Consider the following 23,827-nt stretch of genomic DNA (forward strand, 5'->3'; position numbering starts at 1 on the left):
CTTTGCTCGAGCAAAGCAATCTTCGGTAAACCATAGCGACTTTAGATTCTGTCAGTAAATGCTTGGTAGATGGCGTCAGACGATGTGCGCAGACTATTCGGTCGAAAGCGCACCATCGAAGTCCTACAGCTCTTGTCTGACCAGGGCAGATTGAACTATTCAGAGATCGAGACTAGCATCGAATCATCGAGCGATACAATCAGCCAGTCGCTTGCGCTGTTGGGTGAATATAGTCTAGTCGAGCGTCACGAGCGAAGTTCCCGGGATGTTCAGTACAAAATCACTCAGAAAGGTACTGACCTGCTGGAGGCCCTAGAGAGAATCGAATCGGTATTGGCCCAAGATGCCTGAGTCCTCTCAGAACTTTTCGATAGCGGCTTGGCTTGGTTCTTCTTCGATATATCGACAGAGGAGGCTCACAGTTTCTGGGTCCACCTCACTGGTATCGGGCAAGTTCTTGGCGAAGTTCTCTAAATAGAGCCCTTTGAGACCGATCACGATCGTCTCGTGGCGCTTGGCATCTTCTGTTCGCGCAGGGACGGAGACGATATTCTCGTACTGTTGATCAACCAGATCTCGGTTGAAAACGACACCAATGCGATCCGAGCGTACCGTTTGGACGGTCTCGTCGATGTCGATACTGGTGTAGTAATCTTTGCCCAGTGTAAAGAAGACGATATCGTAGTCAGTTTGATTTAGTACTCTCCACAGATCCTTCTTGATTCCCAGTCGCTCCGACCGTTCTCTGATTTGACTGACGTTCATACCGCTGAACGTGACTTCATACGGTGGCAACTCTTCCTCTTCACCCACCAAGCCGAACCCAGCACTGATAAAGAACCGCTCCACGTTGTGGCCGTCGTCCCTGAGCCTCCTCACAGCATTGCTGATCGACTCCTGCTGGCGGCCAGTGTACAGGTCCTTGGCTTTGATACCGAGGGAATCATCGTGATTGAGTAGTTCTTCCTTCGACGACCCATCTATCTCGTCAACGTCAAAGATGCGTTCTCCGTCTGGAACGTACTTCGAACCCGAGCATTGATCGATAACTAAGATGTCGAGATCCGAACCAGTATCGAAGGCCGGTTTATGTGGTGCAAAGTCTTCACCTGCTGAATACTCTTCGCCAAGGTCAGAGAGGACTGTTTCCCGAAGGCGATCCGGTTGCTCAAAGACGGATACTTTACAGTCAGATCCATCGGCAGCCCGGTTTAGTATCGATTCCGTGTTCTGATCGATACCATAGACGTAGACCTGATCGTACCGACTGAGCGCTTCAGTGAACCGATTCTCTGTGCCTGTTGGGGCAAACGAAACCGTTCGTGGAGTCTCGTCCCACCACTCATGAACGCCGTTCGCATCGAATGCCCCGACTTCCGCGACAGGGAGGTCGTGTGTCTGTTCCCAGAACCCGCTCCGTTCCTCTCTGAGGTAGTCTTCGACAGTGCGATAATTGCTGAAGGAAGCCGATCCTTTCGTGAGGATCAGGATTTTTGGTAGGGACTCCGAGAACTCCTCGTAGAAGCGATCCGTATTGTGGAACCCACGTCGGCGGTTGCGGTCGTTTCCACGGAAAATGCATACCTCGACACCGAGGTCAATACAGATCGGACAATCACAATGTTCCCACGGGCGGTCTGCAAGCGTCTGCTGGTATGCCTCGAGCAAATCCTCGTTTCCGATCCAGATAGCGTAATCCTGAACGACGAACCAGAGACGCTGGAATGCACTCATTCCTGATGTCTTTGCTTCTTCACGTTCAAGGATGGACGCCATCCGAGGGAAACGCTCGAACGATTCCGAAGCCGTCTGCAGTATATTCTGATACTTCTCGAACGGAAGCGGATCGGTTTCGCTGTCAGAGCGCAGGAATTTGACGATCTGGGTCCGGAGGTCGTCACTGAAGTATGCTTGTAGCTTCCGAGCGTATTCGAAATCATCACGCAATACGGATTCGATGTCCCGGAGTCGTGAAGCATTGAATTTCTCGTCATGACGGTGATTCCGGAGGTACCGCTTTGTCTCTGTGAGCGTCTTGCTGGCCTTCTCTTCCCACTCTCGGAGAGCCTCCGCAATCGATTCGTTGTCTGCGTAAGCTCGGAGCGCGATGAGGGTTTCTTGACCTCGAAGAGCAGTTTCGACAGCATCCGCTATCTCGGCACCGTGCTTGGGATACTGGACACGAATAGCATCATATCGATCGTCGCTGTCTAGCCGGTAGTTCTGTCCACCAGTCCACGCAGACCGTAGCATGCTTGCGCTGTCGAAACTGGACATACCGGACCGTCCAATCGTCTCGAACGCATCTGACTTGGCGAATCCGAAGACGTGTGTGTCGACCCGGGTCCGATTGGTCCGCTCGTAGTCTTTAACCGATTTACCGACTTCCTTGACGATCTTTCTAACGTCGTGAACCGGACTCCCTGCTACGCCACCAATTCCTATGTAATCGTAGCCGATATCGAGTACCTCTTCGACCGCCCGGACATACGATTCGGCTGTCCATCCCTGGACCGCAACCATCAACCGGAACGGATAGTCTCCCCTCTGATACTGCTTCCACATTTCGCGGGCGTTCTGGAGCGTCAGCTCGTATCTGAATCGCTTGTCGTCCTCTCGATAAACCGCTCTCGGATCGTCATCAAGACGATTCAGCACCTTGTCGACATCACCCTCAAAATCAGACTGGGTGAGCGGCCGGACACCATCGCTGCGATCGATGCAGATCGACGAGTCGTGCTTTTCGACATACTCGGGCCATTCTTCGGGCCACTCGTCGATCATCAGATCGACTGCATCTGTGATCTTCGAAGGGATATCTGATTTATTAAAATCGCCGCCAAGCGCCCGTTCATCAAGGTAGAGTCGCCCCCTCTCCTTTCCTGAGCCCAAGACAAGGTGGTCGATCGTCACTCCGACCGAGACGTCCAGCGTCTCGTAGAACTCCAACATATCCTCGTTGCCATACGGAGGGAACGGGTACGATTTGTACCCCCATGCGCCACAGTCGCTGATCGTAGGAAGCCACCCAGGAACGGAAAGGATCGGGTCGTCGTAGACCCCATGCTTCGAGAGTCGCTCTGCCTTGTTGGCTGTCGATTCGACCTGCTCGCGTGAGATCAAGACCCCATCAATCGGCGTCGACTCTTTGGCGAAGATATCCCAGATATAGTCCAGATTCCGCTCTTGGCGGTGGAGGTTCGATAACTCGTCGTGTTCGAAATCATAGCCCGCATCCACAGCGTCGTCCCACTCGGGAACATAGAACCTCACAGTTAGATAGTCACCTGTACCTGTGTATCGCTCTCTCGCTTATAGAAGTGACTCATCACCAGAGGCCCGTCTGACCATCTCAATTTGGCCCTTCGACTTTTGAATGTTACAGATCTCTTGAATGAAGCCGTCTATTTAGCTTGGATTCAGACAGTTATCCAGAACCGGCATATTTACTAGACTCAGTAGCGGTTGTTTCGGCTTATTAATACGGGAATTCAAATAATCTCTCTGATTAGAATTTACTCAGATTAGTCATGTCAACATTATGCCCGTCTGTATCAAGCGATGCTGTTTCGACCGAACTAACAACTTCACCATAGAAGTAATCGCTAATTTCGGTAATCTGAACATATGCAATACCTGTGTCTGACACACCCTTTTCAAGAACGACAGGTGCCTCGATATCATCACGGACCAGATTTGCCGTATCCCGTCGTTTTGAGACCTTAGCTTCGTATCTTTCACCAATCTCTATCGAGGGTGATTCATATCTTTTTACTCTTCCTGTAAAGTTGCCACCTGAGGCAGTTACGATAGAAACAGTTGCTTGTCCCGAAAGAATCGCTTCGTTTTCGAGTTCAATGAGACACCTTTGATTACCTGCCTCGAGCGTTGCCTCCGACTGCTTCCGACTGGTTTCTAAAGTGACTTTGTCCCCGACACTAGGTGCAGAAACTTCATCATCAGCAATCTGGCCACGGATATTCATTGGCGCTAGATTTGAGAGGGAAACTTCTGCAGGGCCAGTTGCCGGTGCGGGTTCGTTGAGTTCGATGGACACACCGAATTCTGAGACCCTAACTTCGGTGCTACCCTGTTTCAGATGCCCGATAACAGTGTCTCCCTCAGATGGTATCTGTTGTGTATCACACAATTCTCCTTGTAATGGTGAATCAAGTTTAGTGATTTCGACAGGAACTTCTACAGATACAGGAACCCAGCGGTCCAGCTTTATTTTGCAACCAGAGCCGGTCCTTGCTGATCTAGAATCAGCGATTGTCTGACCATTTATTTCTGTCCCTGTAGTGATACCTTCTTCTCTAATTGCGATGGGGAGTGCGTAGGCCGTTTCATCACGGGTCTTCATGATTTTAACAGTACCACTGAATTTCGGGCCAACCCGGTACACATAAACTGCTTCAAGATTGCTAGAGTTCGCTGCTGGTGCTCGTGCCACTCCATTTCCGACCATCCCATCGGTTTGTATGTCAATTTCATCCTGGGGTTGGTCATGACGCTTGTATGCGGCCCGCTCTTGACGGAGTTCGGCATGGCCATCACTGACATTAATTACTGTCGCGTAGATTCCCATACCTGGAGTCATAGAACTGGAACCCGCTGCTTCAGTTACCTCAAGAGTGTTGATAGCGGCCCATGGGGGGGCTTGTGCCTTGACTTCATGAATATCCACAGACAGTATTTTTGTGCGGATAAAGTCGCCAGCTTTTATGGGTAAATTAATTTCACCGGGTTCGATAGGAGAGACCATATTACTGTTTTAATCTGACTATCCAAAAACCTAATACAATATTCGCGCTGTCGAGATTCACAAAATTTGATAGAGAACGGTCACTTACCATGGAGACTGTATGTTGAATGTGATTCCCCACCGAGTAGTGGAGACCTCAACTGAGGCCCATATTTCAGTTCCACTCCGGGGCATGTCTATAAATGCTCCCGGAGTATTCTCCCAGTATGGTTGAGGGAATATCGAAGGATCAGTCTGACCGGACACGGCTCTCTGAAGCAGGGGAGAGAGAATTGCTAATTGGTGAGGACCAACCAATTCGGATTAGCTCTGGCCATCGCATACAGCACCACGATGGGAAGTGTAGTCGCCCACATGGACACAATTACGAGATTTCTGTCAGTGTTACCGGCGAGCTAACCAAAGAAGGGTGGGTCGTCGACAAAGGTGAGATCACTTCGATAATTTCTGAGTGGGACCATCGCTTCATACTCGAGCGTGGCGATCCACTCATTGAAGCTTTCGAACAAAGCGGTGATAGTGGCGCTCTCGTCGTTATCGATCATCCACCGACGGCAGAGGTAATGGCGGTGCTGCTGGAAGAACGCATGATGGAGGAATTTCCAGACACCGTTTCAGATGTCTCCGTCTCAGTTAGAGAAACAGGCGAGCTGTGTGCAGCACCGTAGCTATCGATGCCTGTGAATGCTGACGCGGAAATTGAGGATGCAGAAGCCGAGGGCGACCTCCCGATCAACGAACTCTTCTATTCGTTACAGGGGGAGGGGAAGCTTTCGGGTGTTCCATCGGTCTTCGTCCGAACCAGCGGCTGTAATCTTCGCTGCTGGTTCTGTGATTCGTATCACACGTCCTGGGAACCCACACACGCATGGATGGACATAGAGGAAATGATCTCAGAGGTCGAGTCTCACCAGGAATGCGAACACGTCGTCCTCACCGGCGGCGAACCAATGATTCACTCTGCGGTGACAGACCTACTGGATAAACTCTCAGCAAGGGGGTACCACACGACAGTCGAAACGAACGGTACCATCCATCGTGATGCTCCGGTTGATTTGGCTAGCATTAGCCCAAAACTTCAGTCGAGTACGCCCACAGCAGAGAAAGATCCGAAGGGTGAGGGAGAATGGGCGGACAAACACGATGAGCGTCGACTGGACCTCGAGTCACTGTCCGCACTCGTAGAGGACTACGCGTTCCAACTGAAATTTGTCGTCACCAGCACCGACGATATGGTGGAGATCGAATCTCTCCTTGAACGGTTGCGGAATGTCACCTCTGAGTCCATCGCCGGTGATGATATCCTACTCATGCCCGAAGGGGCGACGCGGGACCGGTTGGAAGAGACGCGCGAACTCACAGCCGAATTGGCGATGGAATACGGGTACAGATACACGCCGAGGCTGCACGTGGATCTGTGGAACGACGCACCAGGAACCTGAACATGACCGACGATATTCAAACTGACACGGTAGAGAGCGTCGACGATATCGACGGCGAGACGCACGCAATCGACTGGTCGAAAGCTCAAGAGGGCGTTCGATTGTTGCTGGAGGCCGTCGGCGAAGAACCGGATTCAGCGAAACTCCAGGAGACCTGGCAGCGCCGGGTTCCAAGTGCCTTCGAGACGCTGACTCAGGGAACACGGATCGAGGCGAAACCTGAGATGCGAACGTTCGAGGCGTCTGGTGAGAGTTTCGTGGTTAAAGAAGATATCCCAGTCTACAGCCTCTGCGAGCACCATTTGCTACCGTTTTTCGGTACTGCAACGGTCGCATATCGTCCAGACAGTGAGGTCGTAGGGTTATCGAAACTCGCGCGTTACGTGCGGTGGCAGTCACGCCAACTCACGATGCAGGAACAACTCACACAGGATATCGCTCATGGACTCGCCGACGAGATTGGAGCCTCTGCGGTGATGGTCGAGATATCGGCGACACATCTCTGTGAAGCGATGCGCGGTGTCGAGACGAAGACCGAGACATCGAGTAGAGCGGTTGTCGGCGAACCGACTGAGCACGAACGACGGCGATTCAACGAGGCAACCAGATAATATGTCATCAAACTCCCGAGCGGTCGTACTCGCATCAGGTGGAATGGACAGTGCAACCGCAGCGGCGGTCGCAAAAGAATCCGGTCACGAGCTTTATATGCTGCATACGTCGTACGGGCAGCGGACGGAGTCGAAAGAACTGGAGTGTGCAGAGGCCCAGGCCGATTACTACGACGCTGCAGACTTTCTTCATCTAACCACTGACCATCTCTCGAAGATCGGTAATTCGAGTCTGACGGACGACGAGGTCGCCGTTGAAGATGCTGATCTCGACAGCGACGAAGTCCCAAGCTCGTATGTTCCATTCAGGAACGCCAATTTGCTCTCGATGGCGGTATCATACGCCGAAGCTAACGAATGTGATGCAGTGTATATCGGTGCCCATTCTGAAGACTTCTCGGGCTATCCCGACTGCCGTCCCGCATTCTTCGACGCGTTCCAGCAGGTCGTTGAGGTTGGCACGAAAGACGATACCGAGATAACTATCAGCGCTCCATTCACTGAATGGTCGAAGACCGATATCGCCAAACGAGGTGTAGAACTGGACGTCCCCTATCAATTGACGTGGAGTTGCTACCGTGACGACGAACCCGCATGTGGAACCTGTGATGCCTGCGCATTCCGCCTCCAAGCATTCCAGAATATCAACGAGAGGGATCCAATCGAGTATGCCGAGCGGCCAGACTATCGAACATAAATAAAATCTCCTCACGCCGAAAATAGAGAAACTCTCCCAAGTGAATACAATTACGGCTCGATTGGGATCCTCAGTTGATGACCATTAGTTTGGACCGTGGTGAATAGAGATCGCGTACCTTTTACTGAAGATTTTTGAAGCCTGCCCAATTGATTTAATAGATCCGGGAAAGGCGTCGAAAACACCCACACCAGAACTAAATAGAACTAAACTAGAACTGGGCCTATGGGCAACTACGCCGTTGGAGACATCGTTGATGCGTCAACCGTGAATTTGAATCGGTTTGATATAAAGAATGCTGACCAGAATTCAGCAGGAGTACGGAAACTGAAAATTGTTGAGATACCATCAAAAGGAAAACCAGTAGCTGTTGTTCAAGAGTGGGGTGATCGGACTGGATCAGATAACGACCTCCTTGGAGGACACTTATAACATCTGCAAATCTCTTTAATTTCTTCACCCGACCGATCCCTTGCATCTTATGCCTTTCCATCAGGTTTTAACGATTTCAGCAGAGTCTGTATTATCCAATCTTATATGAAGCTAGTTATCGGTGCTATACGTCTAATCGCCGGTTACTCTTCCAACGTATACTCCGGTCGTGCTGAACAGCTGAACCTGACATCGCACTCGGCACACGTTCCCTCCGAGGGGAGTTCCTTCTCTGTGATATCAAACCAACCACCCTCCTCGCGGTCTTGCTTGATATCGTCGACAGTCCGCTCGAACTCCTTGATCGATCCCTCGACGTCATCACCGGAGAAGTCGACCTCGAACATCGCTTCATCACGGTCGCCCTCACCGAGGAAGTAGATCACACCCCGATCAGGGTACTCCCCGTTCTGATATCGGTAGAGTTCTGCGTAGGTGTACAGTTGGGCCTGATAATCCGTTAGTTCCGCACCACCATCCGGACGTTGTCCGGCCTTGTAATCCCAGATCTCGTCACCATCGTCGTCACCCATGAGAACGTCCACGACTCCTTCGAGTACGAAGTCATCGCGGTTGCTCTGAAGACGGTGTTCGGTGTCGACAACGCGTGGATAGAGCCAGTCGCCTTCTGTCTCGTTGAACCGCTTGATGTACTCGAACGCGGTCTCTTCAGCCTCCTCGCTCATCGGATAGATGTTCCTAGCCTTCAGCGCTTCCGCTACCTCATCGAAGTAGTCTCGCAGTTCAGTTGCGGATGGTGGTTCGTCTCCCTCAATGTCTCCCAAATCGCCCGAGTAATGCCGGTGTGCTCTATCGAGCGTCTCGTGGACAACGCGACCAAAGAACAGTTGGGTCACGTGGTTCGGCGTGAACCCGAGCTCTTTGTAATAGCCATACTGGCGCTTGCAGCGACGGTACGATAGTACGTCACCCGTGATGCTATACCGGCGTTTGAGATCGATATCGTCGAGAGGACCTACGCTGTCCTCGACGCTCTCTAGGAAGTCGTCCGGATCCTCCACCGATCGCTCGCCCGAGAACCAGTCTTCGTCGAGTTGGTTGCCGTTGGCTTCGTACCCGAGGGAGAGGCCACTGGTCCCTCCTTCGGTCCCCAGAAGGAACAGGTCCTCCTCGGCGCGCGAATAGGAGACGTAGAATCGTCGTACTTCGTCTCGTTCTGCTCGATCGTCGACGTCTCCAACCGGTTCGATGTCTGCGTAAGGTTCCAGTTGGTCCTCAAGCCAGTAAGTCCCACTCGTCCAAGGCTCCGAATCGAGGTTCCCTGTGAAGACCACGGGAAATTCGAGGCCCTTGGCCTGGTGGGTGGTCATGACCTGAACGAACCCTGCAGGTAGTTGATCGTGGGGATCTTCCGGTTCGTCGAAATCCTGTGCTTGGAGGTAGCCACAGAACGTCCAGTAGAACGATCCGAGGAAGCTCGTCGACACACTGTTCGAATTCGACGATTTCTCGAGATAACCAGCGCCAGCCACACTGAGAAACGCATCGAAGAGGTTAGTGAGACGACCGAGGCGTTCCCCACGGTCCGGTCGGTCGCTTCCTTCGATCCACTCCCGGAATGGATCGAACGACAGGATACGGTAGAGCAGTTCGAGTATCGTGAATCCAAGCGACTCTCCGTCATCAGCGAGTGCGATCTCGCGTTGTTTTCTTCTAACGAAGTCGTCCAACTGCCAGGCGTTGTATTCTTCGACGTATCCGTCGAACGCGGTCGCCCATTCCTCGACCTGGTCCTCGACCCCACCTTGCAGGTTGACCCAGGGGACAGATGCGCCATCGAATTCTGGGTCGATGACGCGAATAACTGCTCCGAGCGCGAACCGTATCTCGTCCTGCTCGAGGAACGCTTTGTTCCGTGGATTGTGGACTGGGATATCCCGGTCCCGCAGTGCCTGTACGTACTGACCCGCCCAATCATCACTCTCCTTTGTGCTCTTAAACAGGAATGCGACCTGGCTGTAGTCCTCGATGTATCCGTCTTCGTGGAGACGCTCGACCAACTCCGCCGCACGTTCAGCTGCGGTTCCAGTGTCCTCAGACAGTAACGCCCGGACGCTAGTCCGACCGTCAGTATCTGTCCGGTCGACCAGCATCGGTTCCTTCCCGGGTGCCCGAGCACCAGGACGCTGCATCAGCGGATAGTCATCGATGTATCGATTGCACCAAGAGACGACGTCGTCCGTCGATCGGTAGTTCGCCCGAAGTTGGACTTCCTTGACAGGTGCACTAAACCGCTGGCGTGCACGTTCGGGAAACTGGATGAGGCACTCGACAGTCCCACCGCGAAACCGATAGAGTGCCTGGTCGTCGTCACCGACGACGGTGATGTTCGGCGAGTCGAGTTTCTCCGTGAGTCTGAAATATAGTTCCTGCTGAAGGGGGTTGGTATCCTGATATTCGTCGACGAGTACGTGCTCGAGTTGGGGCCGTTCACGTTCTGGTTCTCCATCGATGAACCGCTGCCCCGCTTCGCTGTCGAGGAACTCTATGAACTGTTCGAGAAGTCTGGCGAAGTCTGAGCGACTGTTATCGCGGAGTGTCTGGCGATATCGTTCGAGTCCTTCAGCACAGACACGCCATGCCGACTCGTCCGCAGTTCGCAACTCCGTCGTATCAGCTCGATACTGAGAAATTCGGTTGAACAGCTTGGAGGCCAACTCTGTCGCCTCCCACTTGTTGGGCGAGAAGTTCTGTTTCCACCCACGCAACTCCCCGAAGAACTGCCACACATCGTCGATATCGCTGTCAGAGATTGTCTCCCAGTTATCGGCTGACCCGGACCCACGGAGGACCGAAACGAAATCACAGTTGTCGTACATAAAGAGTTGCTGTGCGTCCTCGTCGAGGAGTTCCACACTGGCGTAATCCTCGTACCGGTACTCCTGCATGATGTCTTTCGCTAGTGAGTGGAGGGTTCCGGTTCGAATCTCATTCGCGTCGACTACATCCTGGAATCCCAGTCTGGAGAGGCGGTCGACGATGCGCTCCTCGAGATTCTGGGCCGCCTTCTCTGTGAATGTCGTCAGCAGTATACCCTGTGGCGGGACTTCGTCTACAAGCAGCAGCTTGAGTGCTCGGCAAATCAAGACTTCCGTCTTCCCACTTCCAGGGCCAGCCGTGACGTGTAATGGTCCGTCACCGTGTCTGATTGCTCGCTCCTGGGCGCTGTTGAACGACCACTCCGGATCATCGAACCGGCTGCGGTTGGCTCGCTCTAACCGGTCGATAAATTCGTCGGCCGTGAGTGGTAATTCGGTCATGCCAATTAAATACATTTTACTGTCACTTAACACTGGTTGCAGCGTGGCTTTGACTGGAATTGAAGACCACTTTCAGATGCCTCCCTGGTGGATGCCTGTTTCCTTGAGGCGGTCGGGGTCGGCGAACGGATTCTTACCTGACACTCTTTCACCCTCCCGATCAGTCCGGATTTTTTTGCCCCCACTAAACGGATTGGCCCGAGTAGAACGCGATTTGTTCTCAGTTTCGTCATTGACTCCTTGGTCCCCAGAACTGTCGTCCCTGGGAGATTGGTCCATGCAAGTCACGTCGTGCACGCAATTACAGATGAGATAGTTCCTGTTCCCGCCAGAGCCGATGGCAAACTTACCGATTTCCGCGGTGAGAATGTAGCTTTCGTCGACATCCAGTCGCTTCCGTGACACACGGTCGAGACCCAAAACGACTGTTTCCCCTCGAACTCCATCTATCTCCAGGAAGATATTATCTGAGTTGATGGAAACTGGAAGTGTGATACCCCCCTCATTGGACTCGTTATCGAGGTGTCGCAACAACTCGTCAGCGTCAACCGTTTGCGATGGTGCCTGTGAGGTCATGGGTGCTTTCCTGGTCGTGGCGGAACGACTCCGACACGTCCCAATTCCAAGGGATAACATCAACAAATATAAACAGGAAATGCTCCCCTCAGGACTCAATCAGACAAGAGAGGTCTCCATCGTCTATTCTAGTGACCTGTAGCCGCCGATATCAACTCCAACATTCGACAGGAGTTGATATCGCTGTGGCTTTTGCCCATTCCTCCTTCTGTTACCTTGTTGGAGTCATCGAACACTTGCTGCCGGTCTGGAACGGGTATAGGGATGAGCCTCTATGCGTCTTCCTGTCGATTCCGATCAATTTCGTCAAATCCATGCGTCTCACCCTCTCGCCGGACCTGACTGACCTGTTCTGAGGTCGAATCGTATGCCGCTTGCGCACCCTCTCCGCTGTGAGCCATATCCAATGAGTTGTCCTCATCCATCCCCATACTCGATGCTGTCAGCGCAGCTTCCTGATTAGCACCGATAAACAGGAACTCCCAGTCATATTCCTCACGGTATTCCCTAACTTGTTCCCTGAGACGATCGTGTGGAGTCTCGGAAGCGTTTTCTTTCCCGTCAGTCAGAGTCACGATGATGACGTTGTCGGGACGCTCGGATTGGCCTTTAGAGCGTACCAAATCCGCCGTTTCGGTCACAGCAGTTGATATGGCATCGTGAAGTGCGGTTCGACCTCCAGGGCGGTAGTTATCTTCAGTCAATTTTGGCGCCTCTACGATCGGATAATCGTCGAACACGAGGTCGACGTTGGTGTCGAAATTATACAGGGAGACCGTGGCAGAGCCTGGTTCACCATGCTGCTCATCTAAAAACGTATTAAATCCACCAATGGTGTCCTCCCTGATCGAGGACATGGAACCGGACGAATCGAGAACAAATGTTACGTGCGTTTGCATGACTCATCCCATCTTCTGCAGCGGTGGTTAAAAACAAGAAATCTACAAACACGAATGGCCGAACTGGGCACTTGATGGTCGAACCCATCCTAAGACGTCCGGAATTAGACAGTGCCACCAATAGCTAAGTAGAGTTAGTTGGTCTTGATTCGCTCGAACGATTGTATTTCACCGCCCTCACAGAGATAATAGCTATCACGACCGTTCGTGACTTTGCGGGCGGGTTCTTGGAGTATATAATCCATCGTGTACTTGATGTTGTGCCCGGATAACGTGTCTAAGTGAAGCATTGCTGTTCTAGTACTGCCGTCACACACTTTTTCGACATCATTGAGTTCTGGGTTGTTCACACCCGCGGCACCGAAGCGCTCAGTTGTATCGGGTTCAAGTTGGTAGTATCCTCTAGATTCCAGAAATTCGGCAGTATCGGCATCGGCCTCTGGAACGAAGGGAACATTTGGCCCATCCGGGCCCGTATTATAAATATCGCCTCGAAGATATAGTGCATCTACCCATAATGGGGCCGCACCTGTGTTCGTGACTTCGAAACTGAACCCACTTTTATCAGAAATATCTCCCTCGTGAACCGACTCAAACTGCGGTTCAGAAATTATCAGTGACCGATCAATTTCGAATATTGTCTCTGCCAGCACTTCCTCCTCAGAATCGATGAAGAAGAGATATTCTGTCCCCGGAAAATAGAACTCTGTATCGTTATTGAACCGGAACCGTTCTACCCCCGAAGTATCTACTAATGAGCGTCTATCGTCGATATTTCCCGCGTTTCCAGCGGTGCACTCGGTGGGCCGGTACCCACTACAGTCGTCGATTTTGAGTGTTCCCTCTCGATATTCTTCAGCGATGTCGATTCGAATACTCCAATCTGGGCCATCGCCAATCACCTCATAACCGGCGGAATCGGGCACTCGTTCAAATCGGATGTCCCCGATATCCGGTTTCGGACCAACTCCATTGGGGTAAACTTCGGCCTCGACACTCGCACGAAGAGTCCCCGAATCAATCCGGGGGGACGCGGAGGATTCTGTATTGTCGATGACAAGATAAAACGAATCGTTGACAATACCGCTAGTATATGTACCCACATTTGCGGACCGTTCGACCAAGGTTTCGACACCCCCCACGGAGAGCGGTGTGTACCAGGTAGGTCCTTCTCGGTCGATGTACTCTCGGTAGTTTCCGTAATTAAAAAATAGCACATCGAACGCGGACTGCTCTGCACCAAGATTCTCGATTGTGTACCGATAGACTGCCTCAGCAGGATAATCCCCTGGCATTTTTAACACCCAAAAATCATCCTTTGCAGTCAACTCCACTGTTCCAGAAAAACTAGGATATCGATCTCCTGTCATTGTAGCCGGCGTGGATGGCTCAGACAATGATGTCGAACAGCCGCTCAACAGGATAGATCCTGGAGCGATAGAGGTCAGAAATGCTCGCCGGCGCACTATTACTCACTTCGTGATACTCTGCTATACTCCACGTTCAAATGAATGTTTGCCTGCGTAATCTCTTGATATGCAAGAGCCACCGAAGGGTAACACATCTATGAAGCTGTTATAATACGGACAGCATGGTTTTCTAGTCTCAGTCTAGAGGACTGCTGTTACAACTCCTGAATGGCGCCTGTCTGTGTTGGATACGGAAGGTTCAGTAGAGGTGATATTGAAATTTCAGTCGGAGTATGTTTGAGCACTATCTATCAAGCGTCTGAATATATCCTTACTTCGTAGAGTAGATTTGTTACCTACCAAAGTGAGGTCACGACCGCTGCCAAACAGCGAATAGAGCGTTGTTGGATCATTGAGCGGGGGGCGGACGATGTTATCTTCATTTGAGGTTGCAAGACTTACTACAGCGTGATCGGCAATCTCACCGTCTAGGTCTTCTGGCCGCCGGACGGGGACATCCAGTTCCTTCTCGGCAAGCCGCCTCTTGATATGGGTGCCGTGTCGTTCGAAGGGTGTGACGACTACATCGGGATCTTTACTCTCGACAACCTGTGTGACTATTTGCCCGGCAATATCGTTCGCCAGGAGTGCACGGTTGAATTCTGGGAGTTCAGCCGCTACAGTTTGCACCACAACCTGATGGTGACTCGCCCTCTCCCCTTCCAACGGGCCTTTCGAGGCAAGATACAGGCTTTCACTGTCGAGCACTACGACCGACTCTTCACGGAGCGCGGTCGCATCGAGTTCGATGCGATTCTCGAAGAGTTCGTGGGCAGCCATCGCTGACAAGGGCGTGTCAGTAACGTCGAACACCAGACGCTTTCCGGTGCCCTCAGCTGCGGGAACAGTCGATTCGAGTTCGAGAGTTTCCACAGGAGTTGCTTCATCGCCTTGGATGTTCAGGAAGGTGAGATCACCTGCGATTTCCTCCCATGGTTCGTCTTTATAGAATTCACAGAGGGCAGGCGTTCCCTCTCCTGTGAGTTGCAGACTCGCACGATTCTCCGTAGGAAACGATCGGTATCGTTCGAACTGGGTTCGGAAGTGTGTGTCCAGACCCGCATTGGTTGCAGTGGTACTGAGTAAGCGCGGTCCAGATTTACGAACATCTCCAACAGCGATAACTCGGTCAGCGACATCTGCGAGGAAATCGTACTCAGGCTGCGTCAACTGTTCCGCACCGAGTAAAACCAGCAGGTCGAAGAAGTTCTCGGAGTGATCTCTCTCAGTAAACTCCCCCTCTTGGAGTTGATGGAAAAATTCTCTCAGTCCGCCCGGCCATGAGTCACTGGTGGCCTGCTGAACAGATGAGACAATGGAACGTGAGTCCAGGAGACGTGACTGGATGGCATGGTACCCATCGCTGTTTTCGATACAATTCGGTCCACTGGTCCCATCAAGCCTGAAATGATCCCCGTCAGGTTGAGCGCTGACAGCCGTTTCGACCTGTGAAGGAGTCGCAGCAAGTACCAGGGCTCGGCACTGCTCTGCTGGTATGACGGAGTCCTTGTCGGGATGGGGATACGATGTGCTCACGAGTTCACGGACGATAGCAGCGATATCCTGGTTCCGGGTCGTACCCACGGGCAGGTCGACAAAGAGTTCGCTGCGGTCCAAATACTCGACAATCTCACTTAGAGAGATGGTGTCTGGGATTTCGTGATCTGTCGTCTCATTCGCCGTGTCTAGAGGATCGCCTTCGTTTCGTCGCTGAGAGAAATCCAGATACGGAAGATAATCCTCCTCGACAGATTCGGTACTGAATAAATAGAGGGCATCGACGGGTTCAGCGAGGGTCAGATACGATTCGTAATCGACATCAGAAGCAAGTGGAGCGAACCGATATTCGCCATCGTCTTCACCGTAGTATACCGCTTTGTCTGCTTGAGACTCAGTCTGTGCTCGGAGTCTAACTACCTCTCCCGGTTTGAAGTTCGGAACGACTGGCGTGTCGGTTTCGAAATGGAGGATCGATCCAGCACCACTTATTCCGGAAAACTCCATGTTTGGAATCCGATAGCCGGCCTCAGCCAGGAGTGTCTCATCAAGCGAACCCACAACCTGCTTCGCGGTTTGTCGTGTCTTTCGCTCTTTTCTGAAAGCCTCCCTGACACTCTCGTAGTAGTCGATTACGTCGGTATCTCGGTATTCTGTCCGCTGATCACACCGGTCAAAGAGCGAGCAGTCGGTGGTCAGTTCACCCCCGTCAGTTTCATAACACGGCCATCGACGCTCGTTTTGACAGTGGTATGTACACGCAGGCGGGAGTGCATCCTCTGGTCCGTTTATCCATTCTTCGACCGCGAAGCTACAGCCCTCACAGTTTCGATTATACGTGGATGGGGGTGCGTAAGCTTCTCCAGTCTCGATTATCTCATTTCGAATCTCCAAGAACTCACGAACGTCGGCCATCGTAAGCTCCACCGATTCAAATCTAACTGACTCGTCATCTGTGTTTGGATAGATAAGATATCCAGTCTGACCGTCCTCTACTACGTCTTGGAAAGACTGCCCCTCCCTCACCTGTTCTAAGAGGAGCCCGAAGAGGTACAATTTAACCTGTTTACTATGGGTTTCGACGAGATCCTCTCCTGGGTTGCGTGTTGTCTTGATGTCGTATGGGACTCCATCGAGAATGATGTCTACTCGGCCAGCATACCCGAATTCGCTCGTGAGAAACCGTTCCGTCTCGATATCGGTTGTTGCCTGTATCCGGTCAAGGAACTCCGAATCTGTGAACAGTTGCCCTACGGCACTTTTGACGTGTTCTCGCCCGTCGAGCCCCGCACCCGAAAGGACTAGCAATGCCTGCTTGAATCCGAACTCGGACTCAAATACGTCTTCACAATACTCGTCAATAGTATCCTGGTCCCACGTCTCTTGGTAGAATCTCTCCTCGTGATCTACGAGGGCTTTTTCTGTGATCTTGTGAATCGCATCTCCCCGGAACTTGTTCGATTGTTGGTATGGTTCGCTGTTGTACTTATCACCAGGATATGCACGCTTGACGTACCGAAGATAGTACTCTCGGGGGCACCGATCACCAGTCCGGAGCTTCGATTTGCTGATGAGCGTATCGGGTTCCCGGATAACAAAGGAAGTCACATTGAGATAGACCGATCCGCTATCGTCGTGGCGATTCGGGATCGCACGAACATGTAACACTTCCCCGCGCTGTAATGATGGGGCGTCGTACTCTCCCGTCTCGAGTGTCTCTTTTGTCGGAATCTCGAGTGTCGATCGAACGTACGGAGCCGTTTGTCTCAGTCCCTCGTGTTTGGTCGGCTCCTCTGACCAGAACGAGAGGAGGGCCTCTTCGCTTAGATCGTTATATGGATCGTCGACGTGATAGACTGTCTTATCTCCACCCGTTTTTCCGGGCATCGGGTTACTACGGACCCGACATCGAATGGTCGTTTCTTCACCGGTTGATCCGTCCAACTCCTCAACAACGGTCGCTAATGAGCGAATCATTGGCTGAACACCTCAGAGAGTAGTCGTCGGTTGAGTCTCGATTCTTGCTGTCCTGTCCCATGGAGACAGAGACCTGTCTCGGTCTTCAGGCAATCTGGACACGCAGTGACACACTGGACCACGAGTTCACCTAATCGCTCACCTAATTCTGCGATATCACGTCTGCCCGAATCGTCGGCAAACCGATCGTACGTCGCCTTGATCTCAGGATCAGTGAACACGTGGCGGTTCAGGTGGAGCGCCAAATCGACTACTCGTGGAGTCCGTCCGATCGCAGTTTCGACCCGCGTGTATTCGTCGGCAACGTACGAATAGAAGGTAGCTAACTCACGTGTCTCGAACAGATTCCGCGTCCGCTGCTCTACGTGTGCGACCAAATCATCCATCGAGTATGCGTCTGGATCGTCGACTTTGGACTTGACCACATCGGTCGCCATTTCGACGAATTCGTCGTGGTCGTTCCGATAGACATCGTAGAGAGAGCCGTCGGGATAGTTTGCGAGCAGTTCGATCGCTGCCCTGTCGGCGGTAGCCGAGTGGCACCGCCCCTGAGCTGCCAGCCCTCGCTCGATATCGAGATCGTTGGCTTGGAGTTGTTGGTAGACTTCCTTGGCTATTCCCGCACCGCCCTGGATTGGATCGTAGACTGCAATCCGCGCCGTATCGTCTCCCGTCTCTTGGAAGTTTACGTCGTACCAGAGTTCGAACGAAGTACCCGACCCCATCAGATTGTTGGCCCACGTAGACAGCGCGTGTTCAGCGGAATGAACGAGAGCCCTCTCGGCAAAGTCCATAACGAGATTATCGTTACGGCACCGAGCCAGCAGTTCTGCTATGGGGCCGGGGTGTTCGTCAATCGTTGTGAAAACATCAGAGACATCCCGACGTTCGTGTCCGAGTAGTCTAAGATGACGATCCGACTCGTCCGGGAGTAGCCGCTTGACCTCGTCGGCTACCTTAGTCCCAGACAATTCGAACACTCCTAATTCAGTCTCATCGACAACGCGTGACTGGTAATCGATTCCGAGTAGATGTTCGACGAGTGGACGGACGGCGTAGACGTGGTTGAGCGCCCGTTCGTCAAAGAACAATCGCTGCCAAATATTCGATTCGAGGAGTGCGAACTGAAGATCCCGTCTGAGTCGTGGGTTAGAGTCTAGTGTCGATTGTAATCGACTCCGCAAATCCTGTCGATCAAGTTCGAACGTCAACAACTGACTTTGCTCGTTGCTTGCGACGAAAGCTGTCTTCTCATCGCTCTCACAACGATAGCGCATTATCTCAGATCGCGTCTCGGTCGAGTCCGCAGGGTATAGCGTAAGCAGGGATCCGTAGTAACAGCGAACGAACTCACAGTCGTCCTCGAACGAATAGCTGCTGATAATCCCCGCACTGTCTACCGGTTCTCGCTCCCCTTCGAATTCACCCGCAATATGCTTGAACCAGAGGTAATTCGTTGTGGGATCAGACGAGAGAGGTTCTGTAGTCATGGGTGGGTCCCCAGTCCAAACGATTCCCTTCTCCGGAATCCAGACGTAGTTTGGATCGCTTTTGTTTTCTTCTGTCACTCGTATCGTTAGTGGAACATATACGCGGACATCTTCTGGCTCGAATGGGAGTTCTGTGTATTCAACCTCGGAGACGTCGCCGAGAAGATCGGTGAGTGGATACGATTCTGCCCAGTCAAACATCGGCCCGATATCAGCATGGCCCATGGCCGATTCGTGATTCCAGTTACCCCGCCAGAGATCGAAATTCCCCCATCGCTGTTTATATCCTCCGGGGAGGAAGTTGTTCAACATCTGGTTCAGATTTTCACGAGCAAGTGTTTCTTCGGGGTCTTCATCGGCGTTGACGACGCCAACGGTCCCGCCGATCTCTTCCGGAATAAAGGTTCCAGCAACTATGAAGGGCGTTTTCGCCACCGGATCAGAGCTGTAGATCCCGGTCAAATCCAAATAGTTGTAGTCGTCGTCCTCGACGTAGCTCCGTATTCCTTGTAGTCTCGCTAACTGTTCGGTTCGACGACCTGCTTCGTCAGCACCTTTGTCAGTCATCGATCTTCCTCCAGTTCGTCGATGTAGTCATCTATCTGCGACAACGCACTCTCGCCCCCCTCCTCAACCATTCTTCCGAAGAACTTCCAATAGGGGATATCCCGTCCGGGAGCGATATGATCGTCGAGGCGGCTCAGATACTCGTCAAATTTGTTGATTACGCGATTCATTTCATCGTTGTCAATATCGTATGTCTGCGAAAGCCAGTCACGAAGCGCAAGTTGATTCGCATTGAATTTGGTCCGGAGATAATCAATATCTGGACCTGCTACTCCCCTTCCACGAAATAGACGCTCCGCATTAACACCGTCTGTGACGTTGAAGAAGTCGATGATTGACGCAGTCATATGTTCAGCCCGGATGAATCTGTTATTCTCGTCTAACGGGATTTCGAGATGCTCGTCACGCGGGTTGCTAAGATAGTTCGAGTGGTGGAAATAGTAGGAATCAGTTGGCGTCGACCCGAGTACAACCACAGTTACCGGTTCGTCTTCAGCATCGCGGCCACCCCGGCCTTTCCGCTGAAGGAATCCAGGAACGTTTCTGGGGGCACGATACTGGAAGGTCCCGATGATGCTTGCGTGATCGAACCCAACCTCCAGTGCACTCGTCGAAATCAATTGATCCCAATTATTACCTGCCGGTTGATCTGATCCTGCTCGTTTCGTGTTTCCACTCTTGTGGATTGCTACGTTCATCTCCTCAAGATCGAGTTCTCGATCCTGCATCGTCCACCAGCACTCACCATCCTGGTAGACTGGGCAAGGATTGATGTTCGGATTCGGGGGGAGCGACTCACAAACAGCGTCCTCGTCGTATTCATCGTCGGTGGCTCCACGGAACAACTCCCGCGGGCAATCGGGGTTATTGTCACGCTCGCCGAGGAGTGCATCCGGAAACCGGTACTTATAGAGGCCGTTCTCTTCGGCTTCTTGAACGTACCCACCGAGCCTACTGACAGAATCGATAGAATCGACGAATCCGAGAACCCGGTCTTTGTTTACGTCGAGGCCAGGTCTGTCTCCAGCCCGCTGTTTTCTCATCGTGTGGAAGAACCCAAAGGCGATCTGGATCATACACGAGAGGTTCGTCGCTGTGGTCTGGCTGACGTCACTCCACTCTTCACGTGGTTTGTACATCGAGTCCCCCAACGGAACTCGGACATCCCGGGGATCGGTGGCTTTGACGAAGATAAAGTGTTCTCGACTCAACGTATCCTGCTCGTTTTCTCTCGGTGAGATTCGTTGTGCGTTCTTCGTGGCGAAGATACGACTCGTGAAGTCCTCGGCGTTGTTGATTGTCGCACTAGACGCGACCAGCATCGGCGATTGTTGGCGGGATTGTTTACGCATTCCCTGCTTGAATCGTCGAACGACGTTAGCTACGTTCATCCCCGCCTGATCCGTATAGATGTGAACTTCGTCGAGTACGAGGAACTTGGTCGGGTATGGCGCTTCCCAGAAAGCGTCGTGCCCGTATTTATCCATTATCCGCCGGTGAAGTGAGTTCTGTGTAGTAACGATCAGGTCTGCCGGCTCACCTCTGTCGACGGTCGCGTACTCTATCCTATGGGTTCTGGTTGTGGTACACTCGAAATGCGTCTCACTAAAACTATCAGGTACTTCGAGAGTACCATCGCAATCTTCATGCGGACAATCAAGTGTGACCTCTTCACGACTGCTGTGCTGAAGACTGATCGTTAGTGGGGCTTCCTCGAAAGAAGCATTGAGCGAACTTTCTAGCCGATTTATTTCGGTTATATATTCGAAGGCACGTTCGAACTGGTTATCACAGAGGTCCTTCCGTGGGTAGGTCAGTACCGCCTTGTTCCCGCTGATGTGTGCTTTGTGCGCTGTGAGTGCGTAGGCTAAGGTTGGAAACAGGAACGCCTCTGTCTTCCCACCGCCAGTACTGGCGGTGACCACATGAGATTTCGAATCCTCTATTCCTTGTTTGGTAACCGCATCGAGATATAATTCCTTGAACGCGCGCGCTTGATACGCTGCAAGGGAATCGAATTCTTCTGGCAGTCCCTCGTTGAAGAACCGACTCATCGTCGTCATCGTCTCTCTGATGGTCTCACGCCAGTCACTGCCGACAGAGTCCTCGAGTTCCCAAGCAGGTTCGGTCGCTTGGTCGTTGATGTGTTCGTTAATCTGGCGAATCGGTCGCCGGAAGCGAGCAGCTTCTTCCCTGTCACGTCCCATGATAGGTTGCTTCCGGTCCGCCGAATCTAGTTTCACCATCTTCACCAGATTCGGCGTGAATTTGTAATGTGCTTCGTCTGTCAGGCGCTGCCGCATGAGCGCAAAGTACCGTGCCATCTCTGCCACATGACTCCGGACTTGCTGACGGTTGTAGACGTAGAGAAGTTGTTCGGTCTCGACGAGATGTTCAACTGATCGCTGAAAAAGCTCTCTTGTGACGGTCTCCTCACCGAGTTCCATCGTGTCGATGATGAGATCATCAGACTGGAGAACTTCGGTAACGAACGGACTGTCAGGCTCGCAGTGTCTTTGTTCGAAATCGTTATAGACCTCATTGAGAGGAGCGGTTGCATCGTAGTTGCCCGCATTGATCTGTCGCTGGCAAATATCGGTCACTGCCTCGGTGATGTCGTCTGTAACCTGTTTGTAGATCTCCTCGTGATCACAAAACGTCGCCCACGCTCGATCGATGACATCGAGGCTCTTGGAAGTCTGTTGTGAGTTCATTAGTTGAATTCGACCGTGATATCCGCTACTTCATCGTCGTCAAGTAACTCCGCGAGGGAGTCAAGGATCGTCGACCTGTCGAGATCTGTCGCGTCAGCAGTTCGGATTACGCTACCGTCATGCTCTATGAGCAATTGTTTTAATCGTTCAGTAGCCGATTGTCTAACTTCAGTCGTAAGTGCTGACGAGATCTGTTCGATGAGTGTTTCGGCATCCCCCGCTTCGACGCATTCTTCCAGGTCACACTGGACAGCTAAATTCCGTCTGCGAACGGTATCGACGAGGCTTTCGGCTACACTCTGCTCCGCATAGGCTCTCGAGATGGATCTGTGGAGCATTCGACACCCCTCCAAAGCGGTGTATGCGTCATTGCTTCTCTTCCCTGCACTGTTGCTCTTGCTCTCAGCTTCGTCGAGGAGTTGTTTCACTTTCGCCAGGTCACTGGCGAATGCAGTTCGCCTGTCGTTCTGCTCCCCTAGTCCACTCAGATATTCGTGAATATCGTCCAGTAATAGCCGGGCTATATCAGAATAGACTGGCACAGCATCCTCCGGCGATAACTGGTCAACAAGGGTGTCGTAGATATCCGAGATCTCAGCCTCAAGCGTACCGATCGAAAGACGTTCGCTAGTTATGGCTTTGTGATGGCGCTCTGTCTCGACAAGTTGTTGCAGCATGGAATACTTCTTCTTGATATCCCCAAGTTGTAGGTCGAGGTCTGTCTGGACCTGTTCAATCCTATCTATTTCATAGCCTAAGCGTTCAGTATCTGCTTCTACACCGATCCGTTGTCGATCTCGAAGCGCAGACAGGACAGAAGAAAGGACTTGCACGCGAGTTTCTGTCTGTTGGACTAACTCAATGTCGTCCTCACTGATTTCGAGTTTTGCGTCCAGTTCCTCAAGTTCATGCTCCAACTCAGCAATCGACTCAACGATAGCTTCTGGGACTGTGTGACTCTGTTCTAGTGCCCGATATTCATCCCGCGCTTCGTCCAATGACGCGCGTGCATTATCGAGCACATTCTCGAATTCCGTCGTAGTCGAACCCATTTGTGAAACTCGAATGGTATCATCATCTGATACAAGAATATTAAAACTGGTGCCGCTGGTCACCAGAACCGAAACCGACGATGTCCCCGAAATTTTGTTGACTCACCAGGGGGATCAACTGGTATCTCACCCACTCACAAACTTAATACGTGTCTCTGGACTATCTTTATTTGGCGCTATACGCGCCTACGGTGATAACCGAAACAACCTCCGTCGATCGGGCTATCCTCGGTTGGTTCTAAACCGTGGACAAGTGGTCGACGGTGACCTTGGCGTAACCACCCAAGGTCTACCAGTCCATTCGGACTGGTTCGATCGGCATAGATTGGCTATTAATCGCTCTGACAGTGAGGGTTTT

At 52.0% G+C, this 23,827-nt stretch carries 16 protein-coding genes; 6 read left to right on the top strand and 10 right to left on the bottom strand.

Going from position 1 to position 23,827, the window contains the following annotated elements:
- The first annotated feature begins 69 nt into the window (after positions 1 to 69).
- Positions 70 to 351, top strand: coding sequence for a winged helix-turn-helix transcriptional regulator (locus P1L40_RS23580; RefSeq protein WP_379775069.1), 282 nt, complete (start codon positions 70 to 72; stop codon positions 349 to 351).
- Between the two features lie 6 nt (positions 352 to 357).
- Here P1L40_RS23580 and P1L40_RS14920 read toward each other — a convergent pair whose 3' ends face one another.
- A complete protein-coding gene (locus tag P1L40_RS14920) occupies positions 358 to 3,273 on the bottom strand; it encodes a queuine tRNA-ribosyltransferase tRNA-guanine transglycosylase (protein WP_284008152.1) in 2,916 nt (971 codons plus the stop codon).
- 235 nt (positions 3,274 to 3,508) lie between these two features.
- Positions 3,509 to 4,765, bottom strand: a complete 1,257-nt coding sequence (locus P1L40_RS14925) for a hypothetical protein (protein ID WP_284008153.1) — start codon at positions 4,763 to 4,765, stop codon at positions 3,509 to 3,511.
- Positions 4,766 to 4,971: 206 nt separating this feature from the next.
- On the opposite strand from P1L40_RS14925, the gene P1L40_RS14930 reads away from it, so the two are divergent.
- The 5 genes from P1L40_RS14930 to P1L40_RS14950 all read left to right on the top strand — a co-directional run bounded on the left by P1L40_RS14930 (position 4,972) and on the right by P1L40_RS14950 (position 7,947).
- Positions 4,972 to 5,433 carry a 6-pyruvoyl trahydropterin synthase family protein gene (locus P1L40_RS14930; protein ID WP_284008155.1) on the top strand — a complete coding sequence of 154 codons (462 nt, stop codon included), beginning with the start codon at positions 4,972 to 4,974 and terminating at the stop codon, positions 5,431 to 5,433.
- Positions 5,434 to 5,439: 6 nt separating this feature from the next.
- The gene (locus tag P1L40_RS14935; protein ID WP_284008157.1) at positions 5,440 to 6,207 is read left to right on the top strand and encodes a 7-carboxy-7-deazaguanine synthase QueE; all 768 of its coding nucleotides are present in this window, start codon (positions 5,440 to 5,442) and stop codon (positions 6,205 to 6,207) included.
- 2 nt (positions 6,208 to 6,209) lie between these two features.
- Positions 6,210 to 6,818 carry a GTP cyclohydrolase I gene (gene folE / locus P1L40_RS14940; RefSeq protein ID WP_284008159.1) on the top strand — a complete coding sequence of 203 codons (609 nt, stop codon included), beginning with the start codon at positions 6,210 to 6,212 and terminating at the stop codon, positions 6,816 to 6,818.
- 1 nt (position 6,819) lies between these two features.
- Positions 6,820 to 7,515, top strand: coding sequence for a 7-cyano-7-deazaguanine synthase QueC (queC, locus tag P1L40_RS14945; protein WP_284008161.1), 696 nt, complete (start codon positions 6,820 to 6,822; stop codon positions 7,513 to 7,515).
- Positions 7,516 to 7,740: 225 nt separating this feature from the next.
- Positions 7,741 to 7,947 carry a hypothetical protein gene (locus P1L40_RS14950; RefSeq protein WP_284008162.1) on the top strand — a complete coding sequence of 69 codons (207 nt, stop codon included), beginning with the start codon at positions 7,741 to 7,743 and terminating at the stop codon, positions 7,945 to 7,947.
- Positions 7,948 to 8,090: 143 nt separating this feature from the next.
- On the opposite strand, the gene P1L40_RS14955 is transcribed toward P1L40_RS14950, so the two are convergent.
- The 8 genes from P1L40_RS14955 to P1L40_RS14990 form a co-directional block, all read right to left on the bottom strand.
- Positions 8,091 to 11,228, bottom strand: coding sequence for a UvrD-helicase domain-containing protein (locus P1L40_RS14955; RefSeq protein WP_284008164.1), 3,138 nt, complete (start codon positions 11,226 to 11,228; stop codon positions 8,091 to 8,093).
- 72 nt (positions 11,229 to 11,300) lie between these two features.
- A complete protein-coding gene (locus tag P1L40_RS14960) occupies positions 11,301 to 11,804 on the bottom strand; it encodes a hypothetical protein (protein ID WP_284008166.1) in 504 nt (167 codons plus the stop codon).
- Between the two features lie 272 nt (positions 11,805 to 12,076).
- Positions 12,077 to 12,703, bottom strand: coding sequence for a vWA domain-containing protein (locus P1L40_RS14965; RefSeq protein WP_284008167.1), 627 nt, complete (start codon positions 12,701 to 12,703; stop codon positions 12,077 to 12,079).
- A gap of 134 nt (positions 12,704 to 12,837) precedes the next feature.
- Positions 12,838 to 14,073 carry a hypothetical protein gene (locus tag P1L40_RS14970; protein WP_284008168.1) on the bottom strand — a complete coding sequence of 412 codons (1,236 nt, stop codon included), beginning with the start codon at positions 14,071 to 14,073 and terminating at the stop codon, positions 12,838 to 12,840.
- A 321-nt stretch (positions 14,074 to 14,394) separates the two neighbouring features.
- On the bottom strand, positions 14,395 to 17,556 hold the full coding sequence (locus P1L40_RS14975; protein WP_284008170.1) for a PD-(D/E)XK nuclease family protein: 3,162 nt from the start codon (positions 17,554 to 17,556) through the stop codon (positions 14,395 to 14,397).
- Between the two features lie 86 nt (positions 17,557 to 17,642).
- Positions 17,643 to 19,703, bottom strand: a complete 2,061-nt coding sequence (locus P1L40_RS14980; protein ID WP_284008172.1) for a hypothetical protein — start codon at positions 19,701 to 19,703, stop codon at positions 17,643 to 17,645.
- Positions 19,700 to 22,417 carry a DEAD/DEAH box helicase gene (locus P1L40_RS14985; protein ID WP_284008173.1) on the bottom strand — a complete coding sequence of 906 codons (2,718 nt, stop codon included), beginning with the start codon at positions 22,415 to 22,417 and terminating at the stop codon, positions 19,700 to 19,702. The genes P1L40_RS14980 and P1L40_RS14985 overlap by 4 nt, the downstream gene beginning before the upstream one ends.
- Complete coding sequence (locus P1L40_RS14990; RefSeq protein ID WP_284008174.1) at positions 22,417 to 23,532, bottom strand: hypothetical protein; 1,116 nt, start codon at positions 23,530 to 23,532, stop codon at positions 22,417 to 22,419. Before P1L40_RS14990 ends, P1L40_RS14985 begins: the two co-directional genes overlap by 1 nt.
- Positions 23,533 to 23,827 lie beyond the last annotated feature (295 nt).

The sequence above is a fragment of the Haloarcula pelagica genome, from assembly GCF_030127105.1.
GTDB lineage: Archaea > Halobacteriota > Halobacteria > Halobacteriales > Haloarculaceae > Haloarcula > Haloarcula pelagica.